The sequence below is a fragment of the Streptomyces sp. NPDC001443 genome (assembly GCF_053597355.1).
In genome coordinates, this window is the sequence record NZ_JBSFIA010000004.1 from 232,017 (window position 1) to 253,026 (window position 21,010).

At 70.1% G+C, this 21,010-nt stretch carries 18 protein-coding genes and 1 pseudogene; 12 read left to right on the forward strand and 7 right to left on the reverse strand.

Annotation, left to right across the window (positions count from 1 at the left end; translation table 11 throughout):
* Positions 1-6 precede the first annotated feature (6 nt).
* Positions 7-849 (forward strand): RNA polymerase sigma factor WhiG, encoded by an 843-nt coding sequence (gene whiG / locus ACWC24_RS07755; RefSeq protein WP_351604635.1) that lies wholly within the window; start codon positions 7-9, stop codon positions 847-849.
* A 114-nt stretch (positions 850-963) separates the two neighbouring features.
* The gene (locus ACWC24_RS07760) at positions 964-1,521 is read left to right on the forward strand and encodes a TetR/AcrR family transcriptional regulator (protein ID WP_450661982.1); all 558 of its coding nucleotides are present in this window, start codon (positions 964-966) and stop codon (positions 1,519-1,521) included.
* 237 nt (positions 1,522-1,758) lie between these two features.
* Here ACWC24_RS07760 and ACWC24_RS07765 read toward each other — a convergent pair whose 3' ends face one another.
* A complete protein-coding gene (locus ACWC24_RS07765) occupies positions 1,759-2,436 on the reverse strand; it encodes a peptidoglycan DD-metalloendopeptidase family protein (RefSeq protein ID WP_450661922.1) in 678 nt (225 codons plus the stop codon).
* 270 nt (positions 2,437-2,706) lie between these two features.
* Here ACWC24_RS07765 and rpsB point away from each other — a divergent pair, with 270 nt between their 5' ends.
* The 6 genes from rpsB (at position 2,707) to ACWC24_RS07795 (ending at position 8,313) form a co-directional block, all read left to right on the forward strand.
* On the forward strand, positions 2,707-3,588 hold the full coding sequence (rpsB, locus tag ACWC24_RS07770) for a 30S ribosomal protein S2 (protein WP_450661923.1): 882 nt from the start codon (positions 2,707-2,709) through the stop codon (positions 3,586-3,588).
* A gap of 94 nt (positions 3,589-3,682) precedes the next feature.
* The gene (gene tsf, locus ACWC24_RS07775; RefSeq protein WP_450661924.1) at positions 3,683-4,519 is read left to right on the forward strand and encodes a translation elongation factor Ts; all 837 of its coding nucleotides are present in this window, start codon (positions 3,683-3,685) and stop codon (positions 4,517-4,519) included.
* Positions 4,520-4,721: 202 nt separating this feature from the next.
* Positions 4,722-5,480: a UMP kinase gene (pyrH, locus tag ACWC24_RS07780; protein ID WP_450661925.1), complete on the forward strand. Its 759-nt coding sequence runs from the start codon at positions 4,722-4,724 to the stop codon at positions 5,478-5,480.
* A gap of 184 nt (positions 5,481-5,664) precedes the next feature.
* Positions 5,665-6,222 (forward strand): ribosome recycling factor, encoded by a 558-nt coding sequence (gene frr, locus ACWC24_RS07785; protein WP_351604624.1) that lies wholly within the window; start codon positions 5,665-5,667, stop codon positions 6,220-6,222.
* Positions 6,222-7,481 (forward strand): phosphatidate cytidylyltransferase, encoded by a 1,260-nt coding sequence (locus ACWC24_RS07790; RefSeq protein WP_450661926.1) that lies wholly within the window; start codon positions 6,222-6,224, stop codon positions 7,479-7,481. Before frr ends, ACWC24_RS07790 begins: the two co-directional genes overlap by 1 nt.
* Before the next feature lie 169 nt (positions 7,482-7,650).
* Positions 7,651-8,313 carry a GNAT family N-acetyltransferase gene (locus ACWC24_RS07795; RefSeq protein ID WP_450661927.1) on the forward strand — a complete coding sequence of 221 codons (663 nt, stop codon included), beginning with the start codon at positions 7,651-7,653 and terminating at the stop codon, positions 8,311-8,313.
* A 69-nt stretch (positions 8,314-8,382) separates the two neighbouring features.
* On the opposite strand, the gene ACWC24_RS07800 is transcribed toward ACWC24_RS07795, so the two are convergent.
* The 3 genes from ACWC24_RS07800 to ACWC24_RS07810 all read right to left on the reverse strand — a co-directional run bounded on the left by ACWC24_RS07800 (position 8,383) and on the right by ACWC24_RS07810 (position 10,941).
* Positions 8,383-8,457, reverse strand: coding sequence for a 50S ribosomal protein bL37 (locus ACWC24_RS07800; RefSeq protein ID WP_100661309.1), 75 nt, complete (start codon positions 8,455-8,457; stop codon positions 8,383-8,385).
* 123 nt (positions 8,458-8,580) lie between these two features.
* A complete protein-coding gene (locus ACWC24_RS07805) occupies positions 8,581-10,053 on the reverse strand; it encodes a sialidase family protein (protein WP_450661928.1) in 1,473 nt (490 codons plus the stop codon).
* 471 nt (positions 10,054-10,524) lie between these two features.
* Entirely contained in the window at positions 10,525-10,941 is a 417-nt protein-coding gene (locus ACWC24_RS07810; RefSeq protein WP_450661929.1) for a hypothetical protein, read from the reverse strand.
* Between the two features lie 220 nt (positions 10,942-11,161).
* Between ACWC24_RS07810 and ACWC24_RS07815 the strand changes: the two genes are divergently transcribed.
* Positions 11,162-11,449, forward strand: coding sequence for a hypothetical protein (locus ACWC24_RS07815; protein WP_450661930.1), 288 nt, complete (start codon positions 11,162-11,164; stop codon positions 11,447-11,449).
* A 664-nt stretch (positions 11,450-12,113) separates the two neighbouring features.
* On the opposite strand, the gene ACWC24_RS07820 is transcribed toward ACWC24_RS07815, so the two are convergent.
* From ACWC24_RS07820 to ACWC24_RS07830, 3 genes are all read right to left on the reverse strand, one after another.
* Complete coding sequence (locus tag ACWC24_RS07820; RefSeq protein WP_450661931.1) at positions 12,114-15,209, reverse strand: FG-GAP repeat domain-containing protein; 3,096 nt, start codon at positions 15,207-15,209, stop codon at positions 12,114-12,116.
* Between the two features lie 616 nt (positions 15,210-15,825).
* Positions 15,826-17,151: an IS110 family transposase gene (locus ACWC24_RS07825; RefSeq protein ID WP_450661932.1), complete on the reverse strand. Its 1,326-nt coding sequence runs from the start codon at positions 17,149-17,151 to the stop codon at positions 15,826-15,828.
* Positions 17,152-17,377: 226 nt separating this feature from the next.
* Positions 17,378-17,656, reverse strand: coding sequence for a hypothetical protein (locus tag ACWC24_RS07830; RefSeq protein WP_450661933.1), 279 nt, complete (start codon positions 17,654-17,656; stop codon positions 17,378-17,380).
* 35 nt (positions 17,657-17,691) lie between these two features.
* On the opposite strand from ACWC24_RS07830, the pseudogene ACWC24_RS07835 reads away from it, so the two are divergent.
* The 3 genes and pseudogenes from ACWC24_RS07835 to ACWC24_RS07845 all read left to right on the forward strand — a co-directional run.
* Positions 17,692-18,249: pseudogene (locus ACWC24_RS07835) on the forward strand (UTRA domain-containing protein); the annotation flags it as partial.
* A 226-nt stretch (positions 18,250-18,475) separates the two neighbouring features.
* The gene (gene rlmN, locus ACWC24_RS07840; RefSeq protein ID WP_450661934.1) at positions 18,476-19,582 is read left to right on the forward strand and encodes a 23S rRNA (adenine(2503)-C(2))-methyltransferase RlmN; all 1,107 of its coding nucleotides are present in this window, start codon (positions 18,476-18,478) and stop codon (positions 19,580-19,582) included.
* Positions 19,583-19,866: 284 nt separating this feature from the next.
* A complete protein-coding gene (locus tag ACWC24_RS07845) occupies positions 19,867-20,967 on the forward strand; it encodes a thiamine ABC transporter substrate-binding protein (RefSeq protein ID WP_450661935.1) in 1,101 nt (366 codons plus the stop codon).
* The last annotated feature ends 43 nt before the right edge of the window (positions 20,968-21,010 follow it).

Genomic DNA, 21,010 nt, shown 5'->3' on the forward strand with positions numbered 1-21,010 from the left:
CGACGAATGCCCCAGCACACCTCCGGGTCCGACCGGGCGGCGATCCCCCCAGCCGCCCGCGACGGTGGCAGCGTGCGGCCGCCGGCTCCCTCGACACTCGACGAGCTGTGGCGGTCCTACAAGACGACGGGGGACGAGCGGCTGCGCGAGCAGCTGATCCTGCACTACTCGCCGCTGGTCAAGTACGTGGCGGGACGGGTGAGCGTCGGGCTCCCGCCCAACGTCGAGCAGGCGGACTTCGTGTCGTCGGGGGTGTTCGGGCTGATCGACGCGATCGAGAAGTTCGACGTCGACCGCGAGATCAAGTTCGAGACGTACGCGATCACGCGGATCCGGGGCGCGATGATCGACGAGCTGCGCGCGCTGGACTGGATCCCGCGGTCGGTGCGGCAGAAGGCGCGCAACGTGGAACGGGCCTACGCCACCCTGGAGGCCCGGCTGCGCCGCACCCCGACGGAGACCGAGGTGGCCGCCGAGCTGGGCATCGCGGTGGACGAACTGCACGCGGTCTTCGGCCAGTTGTCGCTGGCGAACGTGGTGGCCCTGGAGGAGCTGCTGCATGTGGGCGGGGAAGGCGGCGACCGGCTGAGCCTCATGGACACCCTGGAGGACACCGCCGCCGACGATCCCGTGGAGGTGGCCGAGGACCGTGAGCTGCGGCGATTCCTGGCGCGGGCGATCAACACCCTGCCCGACCGGGAGAAGACCGTCGTCACGCTCTACTACTACGAGGGCCTCACCCTCGCCGAGATCGGCAACGTGCTCGGGGTGACCGAGAGCCGGGTCAGCCAGATCCACACCAAGTCCGTGCTCCAGCTGCGCGCGAAACTGGCGAGCTTCGGACGCTGACCCGGCCGTGGCGGGTCGTGGCGGGACGGCGCGGGACGCGTCGGGGGGAGTCGCTCCCGCCGGCGGTGGTACGTCCGTACAGTGGTTGACGTGCCAAGGATTCGAGCGGCCTCTGTGGCCGAGCACCGGTCGATGCAGCGAGCCGCCCTGCTGGACGCCGCACGGTCCCTGCTGTCCGAGGGCGGGACGGAAGCGCTGACCTTCCCGGCCCTCGCCGAGCGGACGGGGCTCGCGCGTTCTTCCGTGTACGAGTACTTCCGCTCCCGGGCCGCCGTGGTCGAGGAACTGTGCGAGGTCGACTTCCCGGTCTGGGCGGCCGAGGTGTCGGCGGCGATGGCGGCGGCCGACACCCCGGAGGCCAAGGTCGAGGCGTATGTCCGGCAGCAGCTCGCGCTGGTCGGCGACCGCCGCCACCGGGCCGTCGTGGCGATCTCCGCGAGCGAGCTCGACGCGGGCGCCCGGGAGAAGATCCGGGCCGCGCACGGCGGGCTCGTGGCGATGATCGTCGAGGCGCTGGGCGAGATGGGGCACGCCCAGCCTCGACTGGCGGCGATGCTGCTCCAGGGAGTGGTCGACGCGGCGGTGCGGCGGATCGAGTTCGGCGCCGCGGAGGCCCCTTCGGCGATCACCGACGCGGCGGTCGGCATGGCGCTGCGGGGCGTCCGGGGCTGAACCCGTCGGGCGCACGGCGCAGGCGTACGGCTGCCGCGCGTGCTCCCGGTACCCGCCCGACCCGCGCGGTTCCGTGCCGCGCGCGTCCGGCGCGCAGGAGTGGACGACGACCGGGGCTCGACCCGCGCCCGCCCGCCCGACCCGCGCCCGTCCGTCCGTGCCGCGCCCGTGTCGCGGGTGCGCGCAGGTCAGGGTTGGTGCGTCCGGGAAGGGCTGGGCAGGGCCGGGCTGGGTGGGTCAAGGAGGCAGTGGGACGCCCAGTACCGGGAGCAGTCTCGACAGGCCCCGGCGCAGCAGCCGGGGCGGCAGCAGGGACAGGGGATCCAGGTAGTCCCGCCCCCTGAGCAGGCCCCAGTGCACGCAGCCGACCGGACAGTGTCCGCCGGTTGCCTCCACCGTGCCGACCTGGTCCGCAGCCGACAGCAGGTCGCCCTTCGCCACGGACGGCCGTACCGGCTCGTAGGTCGTGCGCAGGGGCGGCTCGCCCGTGCCCGTCAGTTCCACCGCGACGACACCCCGGCCGGCGACGCGGCCCGCGAAGGAGACCCGGCCCGCGGCCACCGCCCTGACCGGCACTCCCGGCTCGGCCGCCAGGTCGGCACCGCGGTGACCGGGGCCGTAGTCCGTCGCCGGCGGCTCCCAGCCGCGCAGGACCCGGGGACGCAGCCCCACCGGCCAGACGCGCGCGAGGGCGGGCACAGGGCCCGAGGGCCCGGGCGGAGCGTCCGCCCGCGCCGACGTCGGCAGGATCGCGGTGCTCGCGCGGGCCGTCGGTGGCGGGGCGGCCGGGGCCGGGGCGGTCAGGGCCAGGACGGGCAGGGCCGCCAGGGCCAGTGGCGGCAGAGCGGCCGGGAGCAGGGGCGTCAGGCGCGACCGTCGTTCCGTTCGCGTCCGGGGCGTCAGCGTCAGAGGCATGCGTGAACCGTCCCGCAGAACATCCGGACATGACCGGCATCTGTGGACTACTCGCCGGTTGTGGACAGCGGCGTCACCCGCCACCTCCCCGGTCCCGTACACTTCTTCTGGCGATCCGGGTCACCGGGTCGACTTCGCACGCCCCGACAGGGCGGCCGGCAACGGTCCCTGTCAGCGCCCCTCGGTCCTTTGCGGCACGGCGCACCGCGGGCGTCAGGCGCGGATGCCGTCCGGTATCCGTGGCAACCGAGAAACTCAAGGAGAACGGCCATGGCCGTCGTCACGATGCGGGAGCTGCTGGAAAGCGGCGTCCACTTCGGTCACCAGACCCGTCGCTGGAACCCGAAGATGAAGCGCTTCATCTTCACCGAGCGCAACGGCATCTACATCATCGACCTGCTCCAGTCGCTGTCGTACATCGACCGCGCCTACGAGTTCGTCAAGGAGACCGTCGCCCACGGCGGCACGGTCATGTTCGTCGGCACGAAGAAGCAGGCGCAGGAGGCCATCGCCGAGCAGGCCACCCGCGTCGGCATGCCCTACGTCAACCAGCGCTGGCTGGGCGGCATGCTCACCAACTTCTCCACCGTCTACAAGCGTCTGCAGCGCCTCAAGGAGCTCGAGCAGATCGACTTCGAGGACGTCGCGGCCTCCGGTCTCACCAAGAAGGAGCTTCTCGTGCTCTCGCGCGAGAAGGCCAAGCTGGAGAAGACCCTCGGCGGTATCCGCGAGATGCAGAAGGTGCCCAGCGCCGTCTGGATCGTGGACACCAAGAAGGAGCACATCGCGGTCGGTGAGGCCCGGAAGCTCAACATCCCGGTCGTCGCCATCCTCGACACCAACTGCGACCCCGACGAGGTCGACTACAAGATCCCGGGCAACGACGACGCGATCCGCTCCGTCACCCTGCTCACCCGTGTGATCGCCGACGCCGTCGCCGAGGGCCTCATCGCCCGTTCCGGCGTCGCCACCGGCGACAAGGGCGAGAAGGGCGCGGGCGAGCCGCTCGCCGCGTGGGAGCGCGACCTGCTCGAGGGCGAGAAGAAGGCCGACGAGGCCGAGGCCCCCGCCGCCGAGGCGCCCGCCGCCGAGGCTGCCGCCACCGAGGCTCCGGCCGAGGAGGCCCCCGCCGCGGACGCCGAGCAGGCCTGACCCCCTCACTCCTTCGGGTCCGGACGGCGGGGGCAGCACAGCCCCCGCCGTCCCGCCCGTAGATCTTCAGACTCCGAGAGAGATTCCAGGAATCATGGCGAACTACACCGCCGCTGACGTCAAGAAGCTCCGCGAGCTCACCGGCGCCGGCATGATGGACTGCAAGAAGGCGCTGGACGAGGCCGAGGGCAACGTCGACAAGGCCGTCGAGGCGCTCCGTATCAAGGGCCAGAAGGGCGTCGCCAAGCGCGAGGGCCGCTCCGCCGAGAACGGCGCCGTGGTCTCGATCATCGCTGACGACAACTCCTCCGGCGTCCTCGTCGAGCTGAAGTGCGAGACGGACTTCGTCGCCAAGGGCGCGAAGTTCCAGGCCGTGGCCAACGCCATCGCCGAGCACGTCACCAAGACCTCCCCGGCCGACATCGAGGCGCTGCTCGCCTCCGAGATCGAGCCCGGCAAGACCGTCCAGGCGTTCGTGGACGAGGCCAACGCCAACCTCGGCGAGAAGATCGTCCTGGACCGCTTCGCGCAGTTCGGCGACGGTTACGTGGCGGCGTACATGCACCGCACGATGCCCGACCTGCCCCCGCAGATCGGTGTCCTCGTCGAGCTGGACAAGCCGAACGCCGAGGTCGCCCGCGGTGTCGCCCAGCACATCGCCGCCTTCGCGCCGAAGTACCTCGCCCAGGAGGACGTCCCGGCCGAGGTCGTCGAGTCCGAGCGTCGTATCGCCGAGGAGACCACCCGCGCCGAGGGCAAGCCCGAGGCCGCGATCGCCAAGATCGTCGAGGGTCGTCTGAACGGCTTCTTCAAGGACGCCACGCTGCTCGGTCAGCCGTACGCGCTCGACAACAAGAAGTCGGTCCAGAAGGTTCTGGACGAGGCGGGTGTCGCCCTGAAGCGCTTCACGCGCATCAAGGTCGGCATCTGAGTCCGTATCGCGATCGACGAGCGACTCCTGGCGGAACTTCGCTAGGGTCGAAGCAGTCGTCCGCGTACGGCGTCGTCACGCACGCGCGTGACGGACGACAGCAGATCTGACGAGGAGGCCATTGCCGCGCACGGGTTGCGAACCACATCCCACCGGCAATGGCCTTCTTCGTATGTGCACCACGTGAAAGAGGCGGATCCCCATGACCACGAAGGCCCAGAAGAGCGACGACGGCAAAGTAGGCGGCCGGTTTCTGCTGAAGCTGTCCGGAGAGGCTTTCGCCGGTGGCGGGGGCCTGGGTGTGGACCCCGACGTGGTGCACAAGATCGCCCGGGAGATCGCGGCCGTCGTCCGTGACGGCGCGGAGATCGCGGTCGTCATCGGCGGCGGCAACTTCTTCCGTGGCGCCGAACTCCAGCAGCGAGGCATGGACCGCGCGCGCTCCGACTACATGGGCATGCTCGGCACGGTGATGAACTGCCTCGCCCTCCAGGACTTCCTGGAGAAGGAGGGCATCGACAGCCGGGTACAGACCGCCATCACCATGGGCCAGGTCGCCGAGCCGTACATCCCGCTGCGCGCCGTGCGGCACCTGGAGAAGGGCCGCGTGGTCATCTTCGGCGCCGGCATGGGCATGCCGTACTTCTCCACCGACACCACCGCCGCGCAGCGCGCCCTGGAGATCGACGCCGAGGCCCTGCTGATGGGCAAGAACGGCGTGGACGGCGTCTACGACTCCGACCCGAAGACGAACCCGGACGCGGTCAAGTTCGACGCTCTCGGCTACGGCGAGGTCATCACCCGCGACCTCAAGGTCGCCGACGCCACCGCCATCACGCTCTGCCGCGACAACAAGCTTCCGATCCTGGTCTTCGAACTTCTGGCGGAGGGCAATATCGCGCGCGCCGTCAAGGGTGAGAAGATCGGCACGCTCGTGGGTGACCAGAGCAGCCGGAACTGACCGGAGCACGACCTCGTCCACGGGGACGACACCCGTCCGGGGACGGACGGGACGGCCCCCGACCGGGGGATGGACAATGTCCTGCCGGTCGGGAACCGTGCAGGAAGAAGACGCGACGCAGCCGGCCACCAGGCCCCCACAGGGAACCGAAGCCGGGCCTACTCAAGACACGCAGGAGCAAGTGGTGATCGAAGAGACCCTCCTCGAGGCCGAGGAGAAGATGGAGAAGGCCGTCGTGGTCGCCAAGGAGGACTTCGCCGCGATCCGCACCGGCCGTGCGCACCCGGCGATGTTCAACAAGATCGTGGCCGACTACTACGGCGCGCTGACGCCGATCAACCAGCTGGCCTCGTTCTCCGTGCCGGAGCCGCGCATGGCCGTCGTGACCCCGTTCGACAAGAGCGCCCTGCGCAACATCGAGCAGGCGATCCGCGACTCCGACCTGGGCGTCAACCCGAGCAACGACGGCAACATCATCCGGGTGGTGTTCCCCGAGCTGACCGAGGAGCGCCGCAAGGACTACATCAAGGTCGCCAAGACCAAGGGCGAGGACGCCAAGGTCTCGATCCGTTCCGTGCGCCGCAAGGCCAAGGACGCCATCGACAAGATGGTCAAGGACGGCGAGGTCGGCGAGGACGAGGGCCGCCGTGCGGAGAAGGAGCTCGACGACACCACCGCGAAGTACGTCGCCCAGGTGGACGAGCTCCTGAAGCACAAGGAAGCAGAGCTCCTCGAGGTCTGATGAGCGACTCTTCCTGGGGAGCACCGCCCCGAGCCGGGTACTGGGGGCCGTCCGACCAGGGGCCTGCCCAGGGGGCTGTCCCGGCGGGTCCCGCGTACGATGCGCCTGAGGCGCAGCACACTCGCCCCGCGCCCATCGTGCCCGGCCTGCCCGCGTACGGCGGCGACCAGGATGACGACCGGGGGGCCGCTTCGTCGAGCGGCCCCCTGTTCCGGGACGGGCCGTTCCACGACCAGCCGTTCCACGACCAGCCGTTCCGAGACGAACCCTTCCGGGACCAGTCCTTCCAGGACCGGTCCTTCCCAGACCAGCCCTTCCCAGACCAGACGTACGGCCATCAGCCGTACGGCGACGAGATCCCGTCGGCACAGCCCCCTGCGGCGGTGCCGCAGAAACCGGAGCCCATGCCCGACGCCTCTCACCCGGCGCCCGCACCGCAGAAGAAGAGCGCGGGCCGTGACCTGGGCGCGGCCATAGGCGTCGGCGTCGGGCTCGGTGCGGTGATCATCGCTTCGCTGTTCGTCGTCAAGGCCGTGTTCGTCGGCGTCGTGGCGGTCGCCGTGGTCGTCGGCCTCTGGGAGCTGACCAGTCGGCTCCAGGAGCGCAAGGAGATCAAGGCCCCCCTCGTGCCACTGGCGGTCGGCGGCGCGGCGATGGTCGTCGCCGGCTACGTCAGCGGGGCGGAGGGCGCCTGGGTCGCCATGGCCCTGACGTCGTTGGCCGTACTCGTATGGCGGATGACCGAACCGCCGGAGGGCTACCTCAAGGACGTCACGGCGGGCGTCTTCGCCGCCTTCTACGTGCCGTTCCTGGCCACCTTCGTGGCGATGATGCTGACGGCGGACGACGGACCGTGGCGGGTCCTGACGTTCCTGCTGCTGACGGTGGTCAGCGACACGGGCGCGTACGCCGTCGGCTGGCGCTTCGGCAAGAACAAGCTGGCCCCGCGCATCAGTCCCGGCAAGACCCGCGAGGGACTGCTGGGCGCGGTGTCGTTCGCCATGGTCGCGGGCGCGCTGTGCATGCAGTTCCTGATCGACGGCGGCGCGTGGTGGCAGGGGCTCCTGCTCGGCCTCGCGGTGGCCGCCAGCGCGACGCTCGGCGACCTCGGCGAGTCCATGATCAAGCGGGACCTCGGCATCAAGGACATGGGCACGCTGCTGCCGGGGCACGGCGGCATCATGGACCGGCTGGACTCGCTGCTGCCCACGGCTCCCGTGGTGTGGCTGCTGCTCGTGATCTTCGTGGGCTCCGGCTGACGACCGCGTCCGCCCCGTTCGTCACCACCCCTTCCGCATCTGCGATCACTGCACCGTGATCCGCGCCGCGGGAGGGGTGGAACGTTTTTGCCGTACACCGGGTCCGACCCGGGCCGGGCAGGGGGAAAACCCGCTGGCCAGAGCACACGGACGGCCCTAGCATCCCCCCATGATCGAGAACACCGGGACCGTGGACGCCGACAGCGACACGGACGACACGAACGACACGAACGACGCGGACGAAGCGGGCCACGAGGCCGCGGCGAACAGGCACATAGCCTGGCGCGCCGGAACCCTCGGCTTCGCGGCACTCGACGTGGACGACGCCGACCTGCTGCACGGCTGGCGATCCGACCCGGTGATCGCCCATGAGATGGGCATCTGGCCGCGCTCCCGCACCGCGACGCGCGAACGCGTCGAGCGCGACTGCGACGACAACGACCGCGACGACTTCCTCGTACTGCTCCCCGACCACACCCCCATCGGCCACGCCGTTCTCAACAACCAGGACCTCGGCGACGGCAAGGCGGAGGTGGAACTGATGCTGGCCCCCGGACATCGCGGGCAGGGCCATGGCGTCGCCGCCCTCGACGCCCTGGTGGACCTGGCGTTCGGCGAACTCTGCCTGTACCGGCTCACGGCGGAGATCCACACGGACAACGCCCCCGCCCTCGCCGTCCTCGCCAGATCGGGCTTCGTCCAGGAGGGCGTCAGCCGCGCCGCCTGCCTCCACCGCGGCCGCCGCCACGACCTCGCGATCTTCTCTCTGCTGCGCCCCGAATGGGAGGGACTGAAGCGTCCTCGCGCGTGGGAGAAGTCCGCACATCTCTGAAGAGCCGACCCCGGTCTCGGAGGGGCCGGCTCTTTGGTCAGGGGTCCTCGGTGATGTGCTCGGGTCGGCTCAGGCGTTGGGACGCTTGCCGTGATTCGCCTTCTTCTTCTTGCGCGCGCGACGCTTGTTCCCTCGCTTGGCCATGGTGCGCATCTCCCTATTTTGGGGGTTTTATGCCGTGGTCAGTCTAGATTCGGCGCAGTGCACCCGCATCAGCGGCACCGCGGCCGTCGGCCGAAGGCGTCCGCGCCCGGTTCAGCGGGTCCTTCAGCGGGTGCGGAAACTGCTGGTGTACACGTCAGTACGGTTCTGCGGTGCGCCGGAGTGGGTCTCGGTGAGCACCGCCCGTACTCCCTTGCCGTCTGCCGCCAGGCCTTGGTAGTCGCCGAGGAAGTAGCCCCCTGCGAACGGCGCCTGCAGCCAGTCGAAGACCCGCGAGATCCGTCGTTCGCTCCGGAGCTTCGGGTTTCCGTGCCGCAGCGTGGCCAGTTGGTAGGCGGTGGGCAAGGTGGTGGTGTTGCCGGGCCTGAGGAAGCGCAGGTCGTAGTAGGTGAGCGCGACCGTGCCCCGCTCGGCGACCGCGATCGACGGCGAGAAGGCCGGAACGTCCTTGGGGCTGATCAGCTCCGGGGTCCCCCAGGTGCGTCCGCCGTCGGTGGACCGCACAAGCTGGACGGAGTCGAACTTTCCGCCGGAGAAGTCCGAGCCCTCGTAGGCCATGTACAGCGTGCCTGTCCTGGGGTCGACGGCAGGGCTCGGCAGCGTGGACCCGGCGCGCAGCAGTTTGGCGGGGTCGTTCGGGTCGACCTCCGGTACGGAGGTGTCCCGGGCCACGGTGACCGGGGCGCTCCAGGTCCTTCCGGCGTCGGTCGAGGTGACCATCTCGTAGCCGGCTTCGACGACGGTGCTCAGGTCGTCGGCGTAGGTGATCAGGTCGTAGAAGTCGTACAAGGTGCCGGTGCGTCGGTCTACGACGATCTGATGACCGATGGTCTGGGTGTTGGGCACGGTGCTGGTGTCGACGAACGGCCGGGCCCTGCTCCAGGTGCGGCCGCCGTCGCGGGTGAGGGAGATGTAGCCGGGACCGTCGAGGGAACTGGGGCCGGGCGGGTCGTTGTCGAGGCGGTCCCAGACCTGGTAGGCGGTGCCCTTGCGGATCGGGTCGGCGGTGACTGTGGGCTTGTCGTTGAAGAACGGCTGTTCGTCGACGTGCGTGGTGGTGAGGTTCCGCCAAGTGCGACCGCCGTCGCGGGACGTGACCGCCAGGAGGGCGGTGCGCGTGCTCTTCGTGAAGTCGACTCCCTCCCCGCCGGCGTAGACCGTGCCGTCCGGTCCGGTGCTCACCCAGGGGTCGGTGGCCCGTTCGTAGTCCGCGCCGCCGGGGGCGCACAGACTGAACGGCAGCGTGCTCCGGTGGAAGGTGTGGCCGTCCGTGGTCCAGCCGGCCACCAGGCCACGGGCGCCGCCGTCGTTCCAGCGGTCCTGCTGGAACACGGTGACCACGCGCTTGGGGTCGCGCGGATCGACGGACAGATACGGCTCGACCTCGGTGCCCGGGTAGACGACGCTGTCGGGAGACCTCGCTCCGACGGTGCACTTCGCGTACGGGTCGCCGTGGGACACCTTGACCAGCGGTGTGCCGTCGAGGTTCCGGTCCGCTGTCGCGGGAGTCGCGCCGGTGACCGTGACGAGCAGCAGCGCGGCGGTGGTGACGGCGGTCAGGGGCAGGAAGACGCGCATGCGGGATCTCCTCCGGGCCTGTCGGCCGGGGTACGGGACCGCCGTCATCGCGACGGTCTGGGGCGCGGAGGCGTACCGGAACACGAGGGTGGGGCGACTCCGCTTGCTCCTTTTCGGCGCCGCAGCCGACGCCCTTGATGGGCCGAACGACGGAGCCCAAGATCATTCCTGGACCGTCCCGGAGCCCTCCGAGGCTGACAGAGACCCCCTGCCGGGGGGCCACCCCCACCCCGCTCCGGCCCGGGCCGCCAGAGTGGCTCCGGGCAAGTGGCGAAGGGCGTGCATCCCGTGCTGCCGGGCGGAGGCGTACGGCTTCCCGGGCCCGGGCGTCGGAACGAGGCCGGCCGCCGCAAGGCGGGCTTCCACTCCGGGGCGTTGAAGTTGCTCCGCCGGACGATTCCGCCGGCAGTGTCGGTGAAGATCAGCCGCCGCTCGGCGAGCGGGCCGTCCGGCCGAGGCATACAGGCCGTTCTAGCGCGGGCCCACTTCTTGCGGGAGGACATACCGCCCCAAGTGCCGGCGGAGAAAGCTCTCCAGCCGTGGAAGCTCGATCGCCTCGGCCGGTAGGTCACCGGGACGCGGACGGTAGAGCTCGACCAGTCGGGTCATCAGTTCTTCGTTGAGCAACGGCGCCTGACAGCGATCAACCGTCCCGATGTAGAAGAGCCGGCTGAACAGCCGGTTGGTGGGGCACTGCCCTCGACCCGCGTGCAGGTTCTCCGGTTCGTGCTCGTCACCCCAGGAACCGACGTACAGGTAGGAGGCGCAACGCAAGCCCTCGTCCAGAGTCGGCGTCGGATCGTCCTTGCAGTTCCAATGGATCCGAGCCTCATCCGCGGGTATGGGGCTCGGCACGGCTGCCAACCACAGTTGACAGGTCTCCTCCACGGCCGCAGTCCGGCGGGCGAGTCAAGCGCCGGACCGACAGCACACGCTTGGCCCGTGCCACACGCGCGCCAGAGGGAGCAGGGAATCACGGGCAACAGGGGTGCGCCGGGGTACGGCCGCTGGACTCCGTCCAAGACAGGGAACCCACAGATCAGCCGCGTGGCTGCCCACCTCGTTCCTGACGCGGTGATCTGCACCGGGCGAGTGAGACCATCCGTGGATGACCGACGCGCGACTGCCGCAGGGATGGACGCTTCAGCGGATCCGCGATGTCTCGGGGGACCGGGAGGCCGTCGCCCTGGATCCCGATCGGCCGGTGAAGTGGGTCGGCGTCGGCCAGGAGCACGAGATGCCGCGACCAGAGATCGTTCTCGGGTTCCACAGCCTGTGTCTCGTCATGCCGGTCGATGACGACGGCTGGTACATGGGCAGTCTGCATGAGGATGGCAGCGTCGTCTGCTGGACCTCCTACGGCGCCAATCTGTACGAGGCGCTACGCGGCCTCTGAGAGCGGGCGCCACGGCCGCGCGCGCAAGGCGCGCCGAGTGCCCGACTGCGTGACGACCACGACGCGCAACTGCGAACAGCCGTGGACGTCAACGGACCATCGACGCAGGCAACCGGCACAGCGGGCCAGGGACATCGGGCATCCCAGGTTGCTTCGGGACGAGGCAGTCGCGTCGCTGAGGTGTGTCGTATGAGCGACGACGCTCCGGTCTGCCCCGGGTGCAGCCGGCCCATGCGGTTCGGTGGCCTCGTGCTGTCCACGCGGGAGGACGATGGCCGGCGGACCTGTCGGTCGCTGTGGAAGTGCGCCGACCGATATGTCTGGTGGCGCTGGGCCGACCGGCCGGACGGGCCATGGGAGGTCTGTCCTGTGCCGCAGCTGTTTCGCTGACATCTACGGCTGACATCAACGACCACGGCCGGCAGGGACAGCCAGGCGCGTCGTACTTTGTGTTTGTGCAGGCAGCACAGCTTGTGTCTGCCCACGCCACGGGGTGCGCGGCCGGCCATCAGCACAGGTGAGGAATACGGCGGACCAAGGCGGCGCCCTCGCCCGACTTGCGTCGTGACGAAAAGGCCGTGGGTTCAAAACTCGGCGTCGTGGTCACCCCCGGGCCTGCAGCTCCCGCTGGAGACGCAGGCCCGGAGGCTGTTGTCCCGGACCGTCAGTACAGCGCTCTGTAGCCTCCCCAGCCGGTGCCGATCTTGACGCGTGCGGTGAAGCCGCCCTTGCCGTTGCCCGCCCAGCGGTACAGGTTGCCCGCCGTGTCGCGGGTGAGGAGGTCGTTGCGCCCGTCCTGGGTCAGGTCGCCGACACCGACCAGGGCGTTGTACGCGTTGAAGCCCGAGGCGATCTTCACCCGCCCTCCGAAGCCGCCCTTTCCGTTGCCGTACCAGCGGTAGAGGTTCCCGGCCTTGTCCCGGCCGAGCAGGTCGCCGTTCCCGTCGCCGTTGAGGTCGCCCGCTCCCACCAGCGCCGTGTAGCCGGACAGCCCGGTGGCGACGTGCACCCGGGACTTGAACGTGCCCTTGCCGGTACCGGCGTAGAACCACAGGGCTCCGGCCTTGTCCCGGGCGAGGAGGTCCGCGCGGCCGTCGCGGTTGAGGTCCCCGGACGACGTCAGCACGTTGTACGCGTTCCAGCCCTTGCCGATGAGAGCGGACTTGTTGGTGTCCCGGGCGAAGTACACCTGGCCGATGCCCCAGTACGCGCGCAGTTCGCCGGTGGAGTTGCGGACCAGCATGTCGGCGTTCCCGTCGCCGTTGAGGTCGCCGGCCGGTACCAGGGTGGAAGAGGTCGGCCAGTCCGCGGTGTAGCTGCGGTTGTAGAAGTACCCCTTGGAATGGCCCTCCCAGGAGTCGGTCCTGCCGTCCTTGCGGACCGCCACCAGGTCGGGGAACCCGTCGCAGTCGTAGACGTGGGTCGGCAGGACGCCGCACAGCACCTGGAAGTCGCCGCCGCCCACCCGCACCGGCACGGTTCCGCCGCCGGACGTGGCGGTCAGCTGCCAGGTGTAGACACCGCTCCGGGTGAGAGCGCCGTTCGACTCACGGCCGTTCCACGAGGCCTGGACGCCGTCGGTACCGCGTACGGCCCCGCCCCGCAGCACGGCCACCCGGCGCCCGGTGATCTTCTGGACGATGTCCAGTTCCCAGGAGTCCACGGGGCGGCTCAGCAGCACCGAGGCCGTCCAGATCGAGTCGTACGACGAGGTGGTCCGCGGCGCGACGGCGTCGGAGACGTACTGCTCGCCGACGACCGGGGCGGAGTCCGGTACGCCGTCCGCCGTCACGTGTACGCGGCGGTCGGCGTCCAGGTAGGCGACGTGGCCGCCGTACTTGTCCACGGTCCAGGTGATCCTGCGGTCGTCCGCGAGCGTTCCGGCCGGGAGGGCGGCGAAGGTGCGCTCCGTGAGGGGGCTGCCGGAGTGGAAGTCCGTCAGTTTGAGCTCGCCCGCCGCCCGGTCGTGCCGGACCACGTAGCCGTCGCCGAGCATGGCGGGGCCCGACGGCACCGCGAAGCCACGGTTGTTCGTCAGGTCGTACACCCCGGCCTGCATGTCGGCACCGCAGGACCAGTAGAGCCAGCGCGCCGTCGCCTGGAGCTCGGTGGGAACGCAGGCGGCACCGGTCCGCACGGTGCGGACGGGCTTGCCGGGAGTGGTGGCGACCGAGGTCAACTGCTCCGCGGTCAGCGTGCCGGGGCTACCGGGTGTCGCGCTCCACAGGGTGGAGTACCAGAGCGCCGCGGCCTGCACCGGGCGGCTGCGGATCACCTTGCTGTAGCGCGGGTCGATCAGGTACTGGGTCCTCGGGGATCCGCCGTCCACCACCACGTACGACGAGGACGCGTCCCTGATCTCGCCTCCACTGCCGGGCAGCGGCATCCGCACACGCGAGGTGTAGGCGTTCGCGCGGGTCTCCAGGTACGTCCGCCCGCCTGTCTCGGACAGGAAGGACAGCCCGTACCCGTTGCCCTCCACGAGCCGTACGCAGTCCTCACCCGTCGCGCAGCGCACGGCGGTGGAGGGCAGGTCCGCGGGCAGGGGCCTGGCCGCTCCCGCGACGGGGACCGGCCCGATTCCGACGTCCTGCTGGTGGATGGAGAGCTTCCCCTCGATGCCGTCCACCCGGCCCAGGGTGCCCCGGTACAGGTTCAGTCCCAGGACCTTGGCGCGCACGGGGGGCAGCGGCTGGACCACCTCGTGCGCCGGTGTCCCGGCGGGGCCTTCGGTGAAGCGGTGCACCGCCCAGTCGCCGGTGCCGGAGCCGCCGACCAGCAGGGCGCTCCCGTCCGCCGCCTGCGGTACGGCGTCCGACACGACCGCGATGTGGTCGAGTACGGTGCTCGGCTCCCCGCCGTCGAGCGGCCGGGCCGTCAGCCGCCGGCCGAGGGTGGTGCCCGAGGTGGTGTCAGGGGCCGAGGTCAGGAGGGTGCCGCCGAGGAGGGCCACGGGGGCCTCGTCGCCGGGGAGCGGGGACTCCTGCGTCCCGGAGGAGACGTCACCGCGGGGCAGCCGGCGCAGTCCGCTGTAGCCGGGCTTCCACCAGGCGACGCGGTCGGCGCTCAACAGGATGCGCAGGCCCTCGCCGCTCATCGCCTCGGGAAGAGGGGTGATCACGGCGGTCGCGGGGTCCAGCAGGCCGTAGCGGTACGCGCCGCCCAGCCGGAAGGAGATCACCGCGCCGTGGTCGTCCGTGGCGCCCTGCTGCAGGGAGAGACTGCTCAGCTGCCCGCCTGCGGGCAGGCCCGTGATGCCCAGCGGCTCCGCGGGGTCGGCGCCGGTGTCGAGGAGCACGCCGGCAGAGCTGGTGGTGCTGGTCGCGGACTCCAGGGCCAGCACCTTGCCGGCGACGGTCCCCCGGAACGTGTAGCCGGCCGGGAGTTGCGCTTCCCGGCGCTCACCGGTGTGCGGATCGAGCAGGGAGTACCAGCCGGTGCCCCGGGCCGGGCTCGGCGAGACGGCGAGCAGGTCGCCGCCGACGCCGACGGGACGTACGAGCGCTTCGGCCGGGAGAGTCTGCAGGCCGGGAACTCGGGTCGAGGTGCCGCTCGCGAAGTCGGTCCAGGTGTAGCCGTCCCGGCCTTCCTGCTGGTGCAGGAAACCGGTGGTGCCCACCGCCAGCGGGGTGTCCACACGGGGTGTGGCCCGGTCGGCGAGCGGCGGGATCACGACCTCCTGGGACGAGTCCGCCGCGGTCGCCTCCTGCGCGGCCCACACGGGCGGTGCCCCCACGGCGAGCGGGACGGTCGTCCCCACGACCGCCAGAGCCGTGGCTGCCGCACGGGCGACGATGCCTGCTCCACGTCTGTGGCGACGGTCTCCGTTCAGTGGATCAGTCGGCGTTCGGGTCGATGCCCCCACGTCTCCCCCTCGTTGATGTGGTGTTGCTGCCGCCCTGCGGCGCTCCGGCGGCAAGACATGCCGCTGTTCTGTGGAGCCGATGGCTGCGGCCGGATGCCGTCGGCCGCTCGCGGGGTAGACGCTAGTCGATCAACGAGACCCGAGTCCGCCCTGGTGGGATCACAATCAGACAACTGCATGACGCCCCGTCAGGACCGGCCGGAGAGCGACACCAGCGGGGTGGTGACGCCAACCGGTACGGACGTGCGAGCCCGGCGGACACGGTGAATTCCCGGAACCGGCTGTTCGGCAGCGCGTCACCGTCAACCGGGGGATGGAGGGGGTGCCGTAGCCGACCGCGGGCCCGTGGTGGCGTGCGCGGGGAGCTCCCGTCCCGTCCGCCGTCGACCCAGGCAGAGCCGAGCAGACGCGGCCCATGGCGTCCAGGAAGCTGATCGGAAAATCGACGTGCGGGAGGGCAGGCGGCAGCATCCGGGCCGCTTGCGGACCGGATGGCGGTGAGATGGGACGGTCAGGCTGATGCCGGGCTGAGCACGACCTGGTGGCCGAGGGTCTGAAGTTGGCGGACGAGATCGCGGGTCTTGCGGGCGGGATCGAGGTGACGGCGGTGCCAGTCGGCACCGAGCTCCTGGTAGGAGGCGTCCGGGTCGTTGATCAGGTGCCAGGCGATGGCGAGTATCGAACGGGCGACGGCGACCAGGGCTTTGGCATGGCCGCGGCGTTTGACGATACGTCGGTAGCGAGCGCCGAAGAAGGTGTCGGTGCGGGCAGCGGCGTTGGCGGCCTCACCGAGAGCGCCCTTGAGCCAGGGGTTGCCTTTCCCGGCCGGCCCCGCGGTGTTCTTCGCCCCGGACTGGATCGTGCGAGGGCACAGCTTGGCCCAGGACACCAGGTGTTCAGGGGTGGGGAAGCGGCTCATGTCCGCGCCGATCTCGGCGAGGATGATCTGCGCGGTGGCCGGCCCGATCCCGGGGACGACGTCCAGCTTCTCGACCAGAATCCGAGCACTGACCGCGGCGGCCTCGTCCCCGGTGCCTGTGCCTCCTGGCGAGGTGGTGATCTCCTCCAGCGTCCAGGCGATCAGCTGGTCGAGTTCGTCGATCCGTGCGGTGAGGTGGTCGACGGTGGACAGCAGCACCCGCAGCAGACGGGCGTGGTGGTCTTCGAACTGTCCGGTCAGGGCCTCGATGAGGGCAGGCTTCTTCTTGACCATGCTGCCCTTGGCGAGGTCGGCCAGGATGCGCGGGTTGCGTTCTTTGGCGACCATCGCGTCGAGCATGGCTCGCCCGGACATGCCGAACAGGTTCGAGACGACGTCGGACAGTTTGATCTGCGCGTCCTGCAGGGCCTTGTCGACGCGGTGCTTGTGCCGGGTGCGTTCCTGGACGAACACGGTGCGGGTGCGGGTGTAGTCCCGCAGATGTCGCACCGGCTTCGGTGGCACGAATGAGGCGCGGACCATGCCGCGTTCGGCGAGCTTGGCCAGCCAGACCGCGTCCAGCTTGTCCGTCTTCGGGCGCCCGGGGACGTTCTTCACGTCACGGGCGTTGACGAGCCAGCAGTCCAGACCGCGGGCCTCCAGCAGATAGAAGAACGGGCGCCAGTACGATCCCGTCGCTTCCATGACCACCCGCTCGACGCCCTGGCACAGAAGCCGATCGCCGAGTTCGAGGATCGTGTTCGTGGTCGAGGCGACGGTCCAGACCTTCTGAACACGTCGGCCTTCGATGGTGTCGTGCGGGACGCGAAGGCAGACCATCCCGGTCGCCTTCGCGATGTCGATCGCCGCAACCCTGGCGACCGTCCCGTCGTCGTGGTCTTCTCCCAACTCCTCCATGACATACCCCCTGGTGTGCTGGTGCAGGCAGGGGCTGCCCGGGAAGCCAAAGGGGTAGCGGAGAAGCTGATCGGCGTGCTCGAGACGACAGTGTGCGGCCCCTCTGACGGCTCCCTCACCAGACTCCTATGCGGGCTCACAGCCCAAACATCAAGCGGCGTCGGCGGACAGCCCCTATACCGATTTTCACGCCCGCGGGGCGTCACCGCAGGTGAACGGTCGACTCCTATCGCTGATAGCTCGGTCCCCCGACATCGCCCGTCGTGGGGACCGTTTTGCGTACGGCCGCCCAGAGAGTGCGGCCGTTCAGGCTGGTGGCGAGGAGGCCGAACCGGTCTGCGTCGGCCACCACGTCCAGGACCTCCCGCCATGACTCGGCGGAGAGCGATTCCGGTATCTCCGCCTCGACCGTCGTGTGACTCCCGTGTTCCTCCACTTGTGTGGGAAGCCCGAGAGCGGACAGCCGGGCGGCGATGGCCGCCGCGCCAACTCCCGAAGCGGGCACAGGGCAGCCTCCGTCACCAGCGATCACGTTGAGTTACATACGTCGCCGAGCCCCGGCAGCGGGTGCGGGTGGTCCGGTCGGCGGCGCGGGAGCGGCGCGACGGGTCGCCGTTCCGGGCCGACATGCGGGACATCGGCAGGGCGGGGGACTGGGAGAGTCGGACCGACGCCAAGGTGCCGGCGCCCGCCGACATCGCCGCGCGGCTCGGGATCGCCGAGGGTGAGATGTGCGTCCGGACTGCTTACGAGTTCCTGGCCGACGGCAGGCCCGTGCAGCTGTCGACGAGCTGGGAGCCGTACGACCTCACGGCCGGCACTCTCGTCGTCCTCCCCGAGGGAGGACCGCACGCCGGAGCCGGTGTCGTGAACCGGATGGCTGCCATCGGGGTCACCGTCAGCCATGCCGTTGAGCAGCCCGAGCCGCGGACGGCGACTGCCGAGGAGGCGTCGCTGCTCGGCATCCAGAAGGCCGCGCTCGTCACGCACATCCGGCGGACGTACTACAGCGACGACGGACGGCCCGTCGAGACGGCGGACATCGTCGTGCCCGTCGCTCACTGCGAGATCGTCTACGAGATTCCGATCAATCGTTGATCGCCGGTGGAGGCGGGGGCGGTCGCGGGTGTTGATGCCCCGCGACCGCCCTCGACTCTTCCCTGCCACCGTTCATGGCCGGTCAGAGGCCTCGCGCAAGATCATTCCTGGGCCGTCTCTGGGCCGTGAAAGGTCGACAGAAGCTGACAGAGACCGCCCAGGGGTGACCACCCCCACCCCGCTCTGGCCTGGGGACCCGCCGATGATCTGCCACACTGAAGGTGTTATGCCTGCACCCGGAGAACTCACTTTCGTCGCCCCCCGTGGAGCCAAGAAGCCGCCGCGGCATCTTGCCGATCTCACGCCCGCCGAGCGCAAGGACGCCGTGGCCGAGATCGGGGAGAAGCCGTTTCGTGCCAAGCAGCTCTCGCAGCACTACTTCGCGCGGTACGCGCACGACCCGGCGGAGTGGACCGACATCCCCGCCGGTTCGCGCGGCAAGCTCCAGGAGGCGCTGCTTCCCGAGCTGATGACGGTCGTACGGCATCTGTCCACCGACGCGGGCACCACGCGCAAGACGCTGTGGCGGCTGTTCGACGGGACGCTCGTCGAGTCGGTGCTCATGCGCTACCCGGACCGGGTGACCATGTGCATCAGCTCGCAGGCGGGCTGCGGGATGAACTGCCCGTTCTGCGCGACCGGGCAGGCGGGGCTGGACCGGAACCTGTCGACCGCCGAGATCGTGCACCAGATCGTGGACGGGATGCGGGCCCTGCGGGACGGTGAGGTGCCCGGCGGACCGGCCCGGCTGTCCAACATCGTCTTCATGGGCATGGGCGAGCCGCTCGCCAACTACAAGCGGGTGGTGGGAGCCATCCGGGCGCTCACCGACCCCGCGCCGGACGGACTCGGGCTGTCGCAGCGCGGTATCACCGTGTCGACCGTCGGTCTCGTGCCCGCCATCCACCGGTTCGCCGACGAGGGCTTCAAGTGCCGTCTGGCGATCTCCCTGCACGCGCCCGACGACGAGCTGCGCGACACCCTGGTCCCCGTGAACACGCGGTGGAAGGTGCGCGAGGTCCTCGACGCCGGCTTCGAGTACGTCGAGAAGTCCGGCCGCCGGCTGTCCATCGAGTACGCGCTGATCCGGGACATCAACGACCAGGCCTGGCGCGGTGACCGGCTGGGACGCCTGCTGCGGGGCAAGCCCGTGCACGTCAACCTCATCCCGCTGAACCCGACGCCCGGCTCCAAGTGGACCGCCTCCCGGCCCGAGGACGAGAAGGCGTTCGTCGAGGCCATCGCGGCCCACGGCGTGCCCGTCACGGTCCGGGACACCCGCGGCCAGGAGATCGACGGGGCGTGCGGGCAGCTGGCCGCCACGGAGCGCTGATCCCACCCACCGGTAGCCGTCAGTACCGGGCGGTAGCCATAGGGTGGCGATTCGGCGGACGGTAGTCTGACGCCGTACACATCTTCATATTCCGACAGGGGAGCGCCACAGCGCTGAGAGTGCGGCAATCGGGCCGCAGACCCTCTGAACCTCGCCCAGGTCATTCTGGGTAGGAAGTTCGGTCTTCACTCGAGCTGTTGCGCCCTGCCCGGGAGCCGGCGGATCCGTCCGACGGCCCCGGGCAGGGCCGCGTCTCTTCCTGGTCACCCCCAGGAGGAAATCAAGTGCACACCAAGACGTTCGTGGCCGCGGCGATCGGGCTCGGCCTGGTCACGCTGTCCGCCTGCGGCTCGTCCGGCGACAAGGGCGGCGCGGGTTCCGGCGGTTCCGGCGGTTCCAAGACCGTCACCCTCGTCAGCCACGACTCGTGGGCCGTCTCCAAGAACGTGCTCGCGGACTTCGAGAAGCGGTCCGGGTACAAGGTCAGGGTCCTGGAGGACGGGGACGCGGGCCAGGCCGTCAACAAGGCCATCCTCACCAAGGACAACCCGCAGGGCGACGTCTTCTTCGGCGTCGACAACACGCTGCTGTCCCGGGCCCTCGACAACGGACTGTTCCAGTCGTACCGGGCCAAGGGGCTGGACCAGGTCGGCGCCGCCTACCAGCTCGACCAGGGCAAGCACCGGGTCACGCCGATCGACTACGGCGACATCTGCGTCAACTACGACAAGGCCTGGTTCAGCGCGCACAAGCTGACCCCGCCGGCCTCCTTCGACGACCTGGCCGAGCCCGCCTACAAGAACCTCCTCGTCACCGAGAACGCCGCCACCTCCTCGCCGGGCCTGGGCTTCCTGCTCGGCACCGCCGCGAAGTACGGCGATGGCGACGCCTCCGGATGGGAGGGCTACTGGAAGAAGCTCAAGGACAACGGCGTGAAGGTGGTCGACGGCTGGGAGCAGGCCTACAACGAGGAGTTCTCCGGTTCCGCCGGCGGCAAGAAGGCCAAGGGCGACCGGCCGCTCGTCGTGTCGTACGCCTCCTCGCCGCCCGCCGAGGTGATCTACGCCGACCCCAGGCCCACCACCGCGCCCACCGGAGTGGTCGAGGGCACCTGCTTCCGGCAGATCGAGTTCGCCGGGCTGCTGAGCAACGCGAAGAACACCGAGGGCGGCAAGGCGCTCATCGACTTCCTGGTCTCCAAGGAGTTCCAGGAGGACATGCCGCTGAACATGTTCGTCTACCCCGTGGTCACCGGAGCGAAGGTGCCCGCCGAGTTCACCCAGTACGGTCCCGCGGCCAAGGACCCCGAGACCGTGGCCCCCGAGAAGATCGCGGCCAACCGTGACCAGTGGGTCAAGTCGTGGACCTCGCTCGTACTGAAGTAGCCCCCCGCGGGAGCCGGAAGGGGAACGCGGCGCGGTTCGGGCT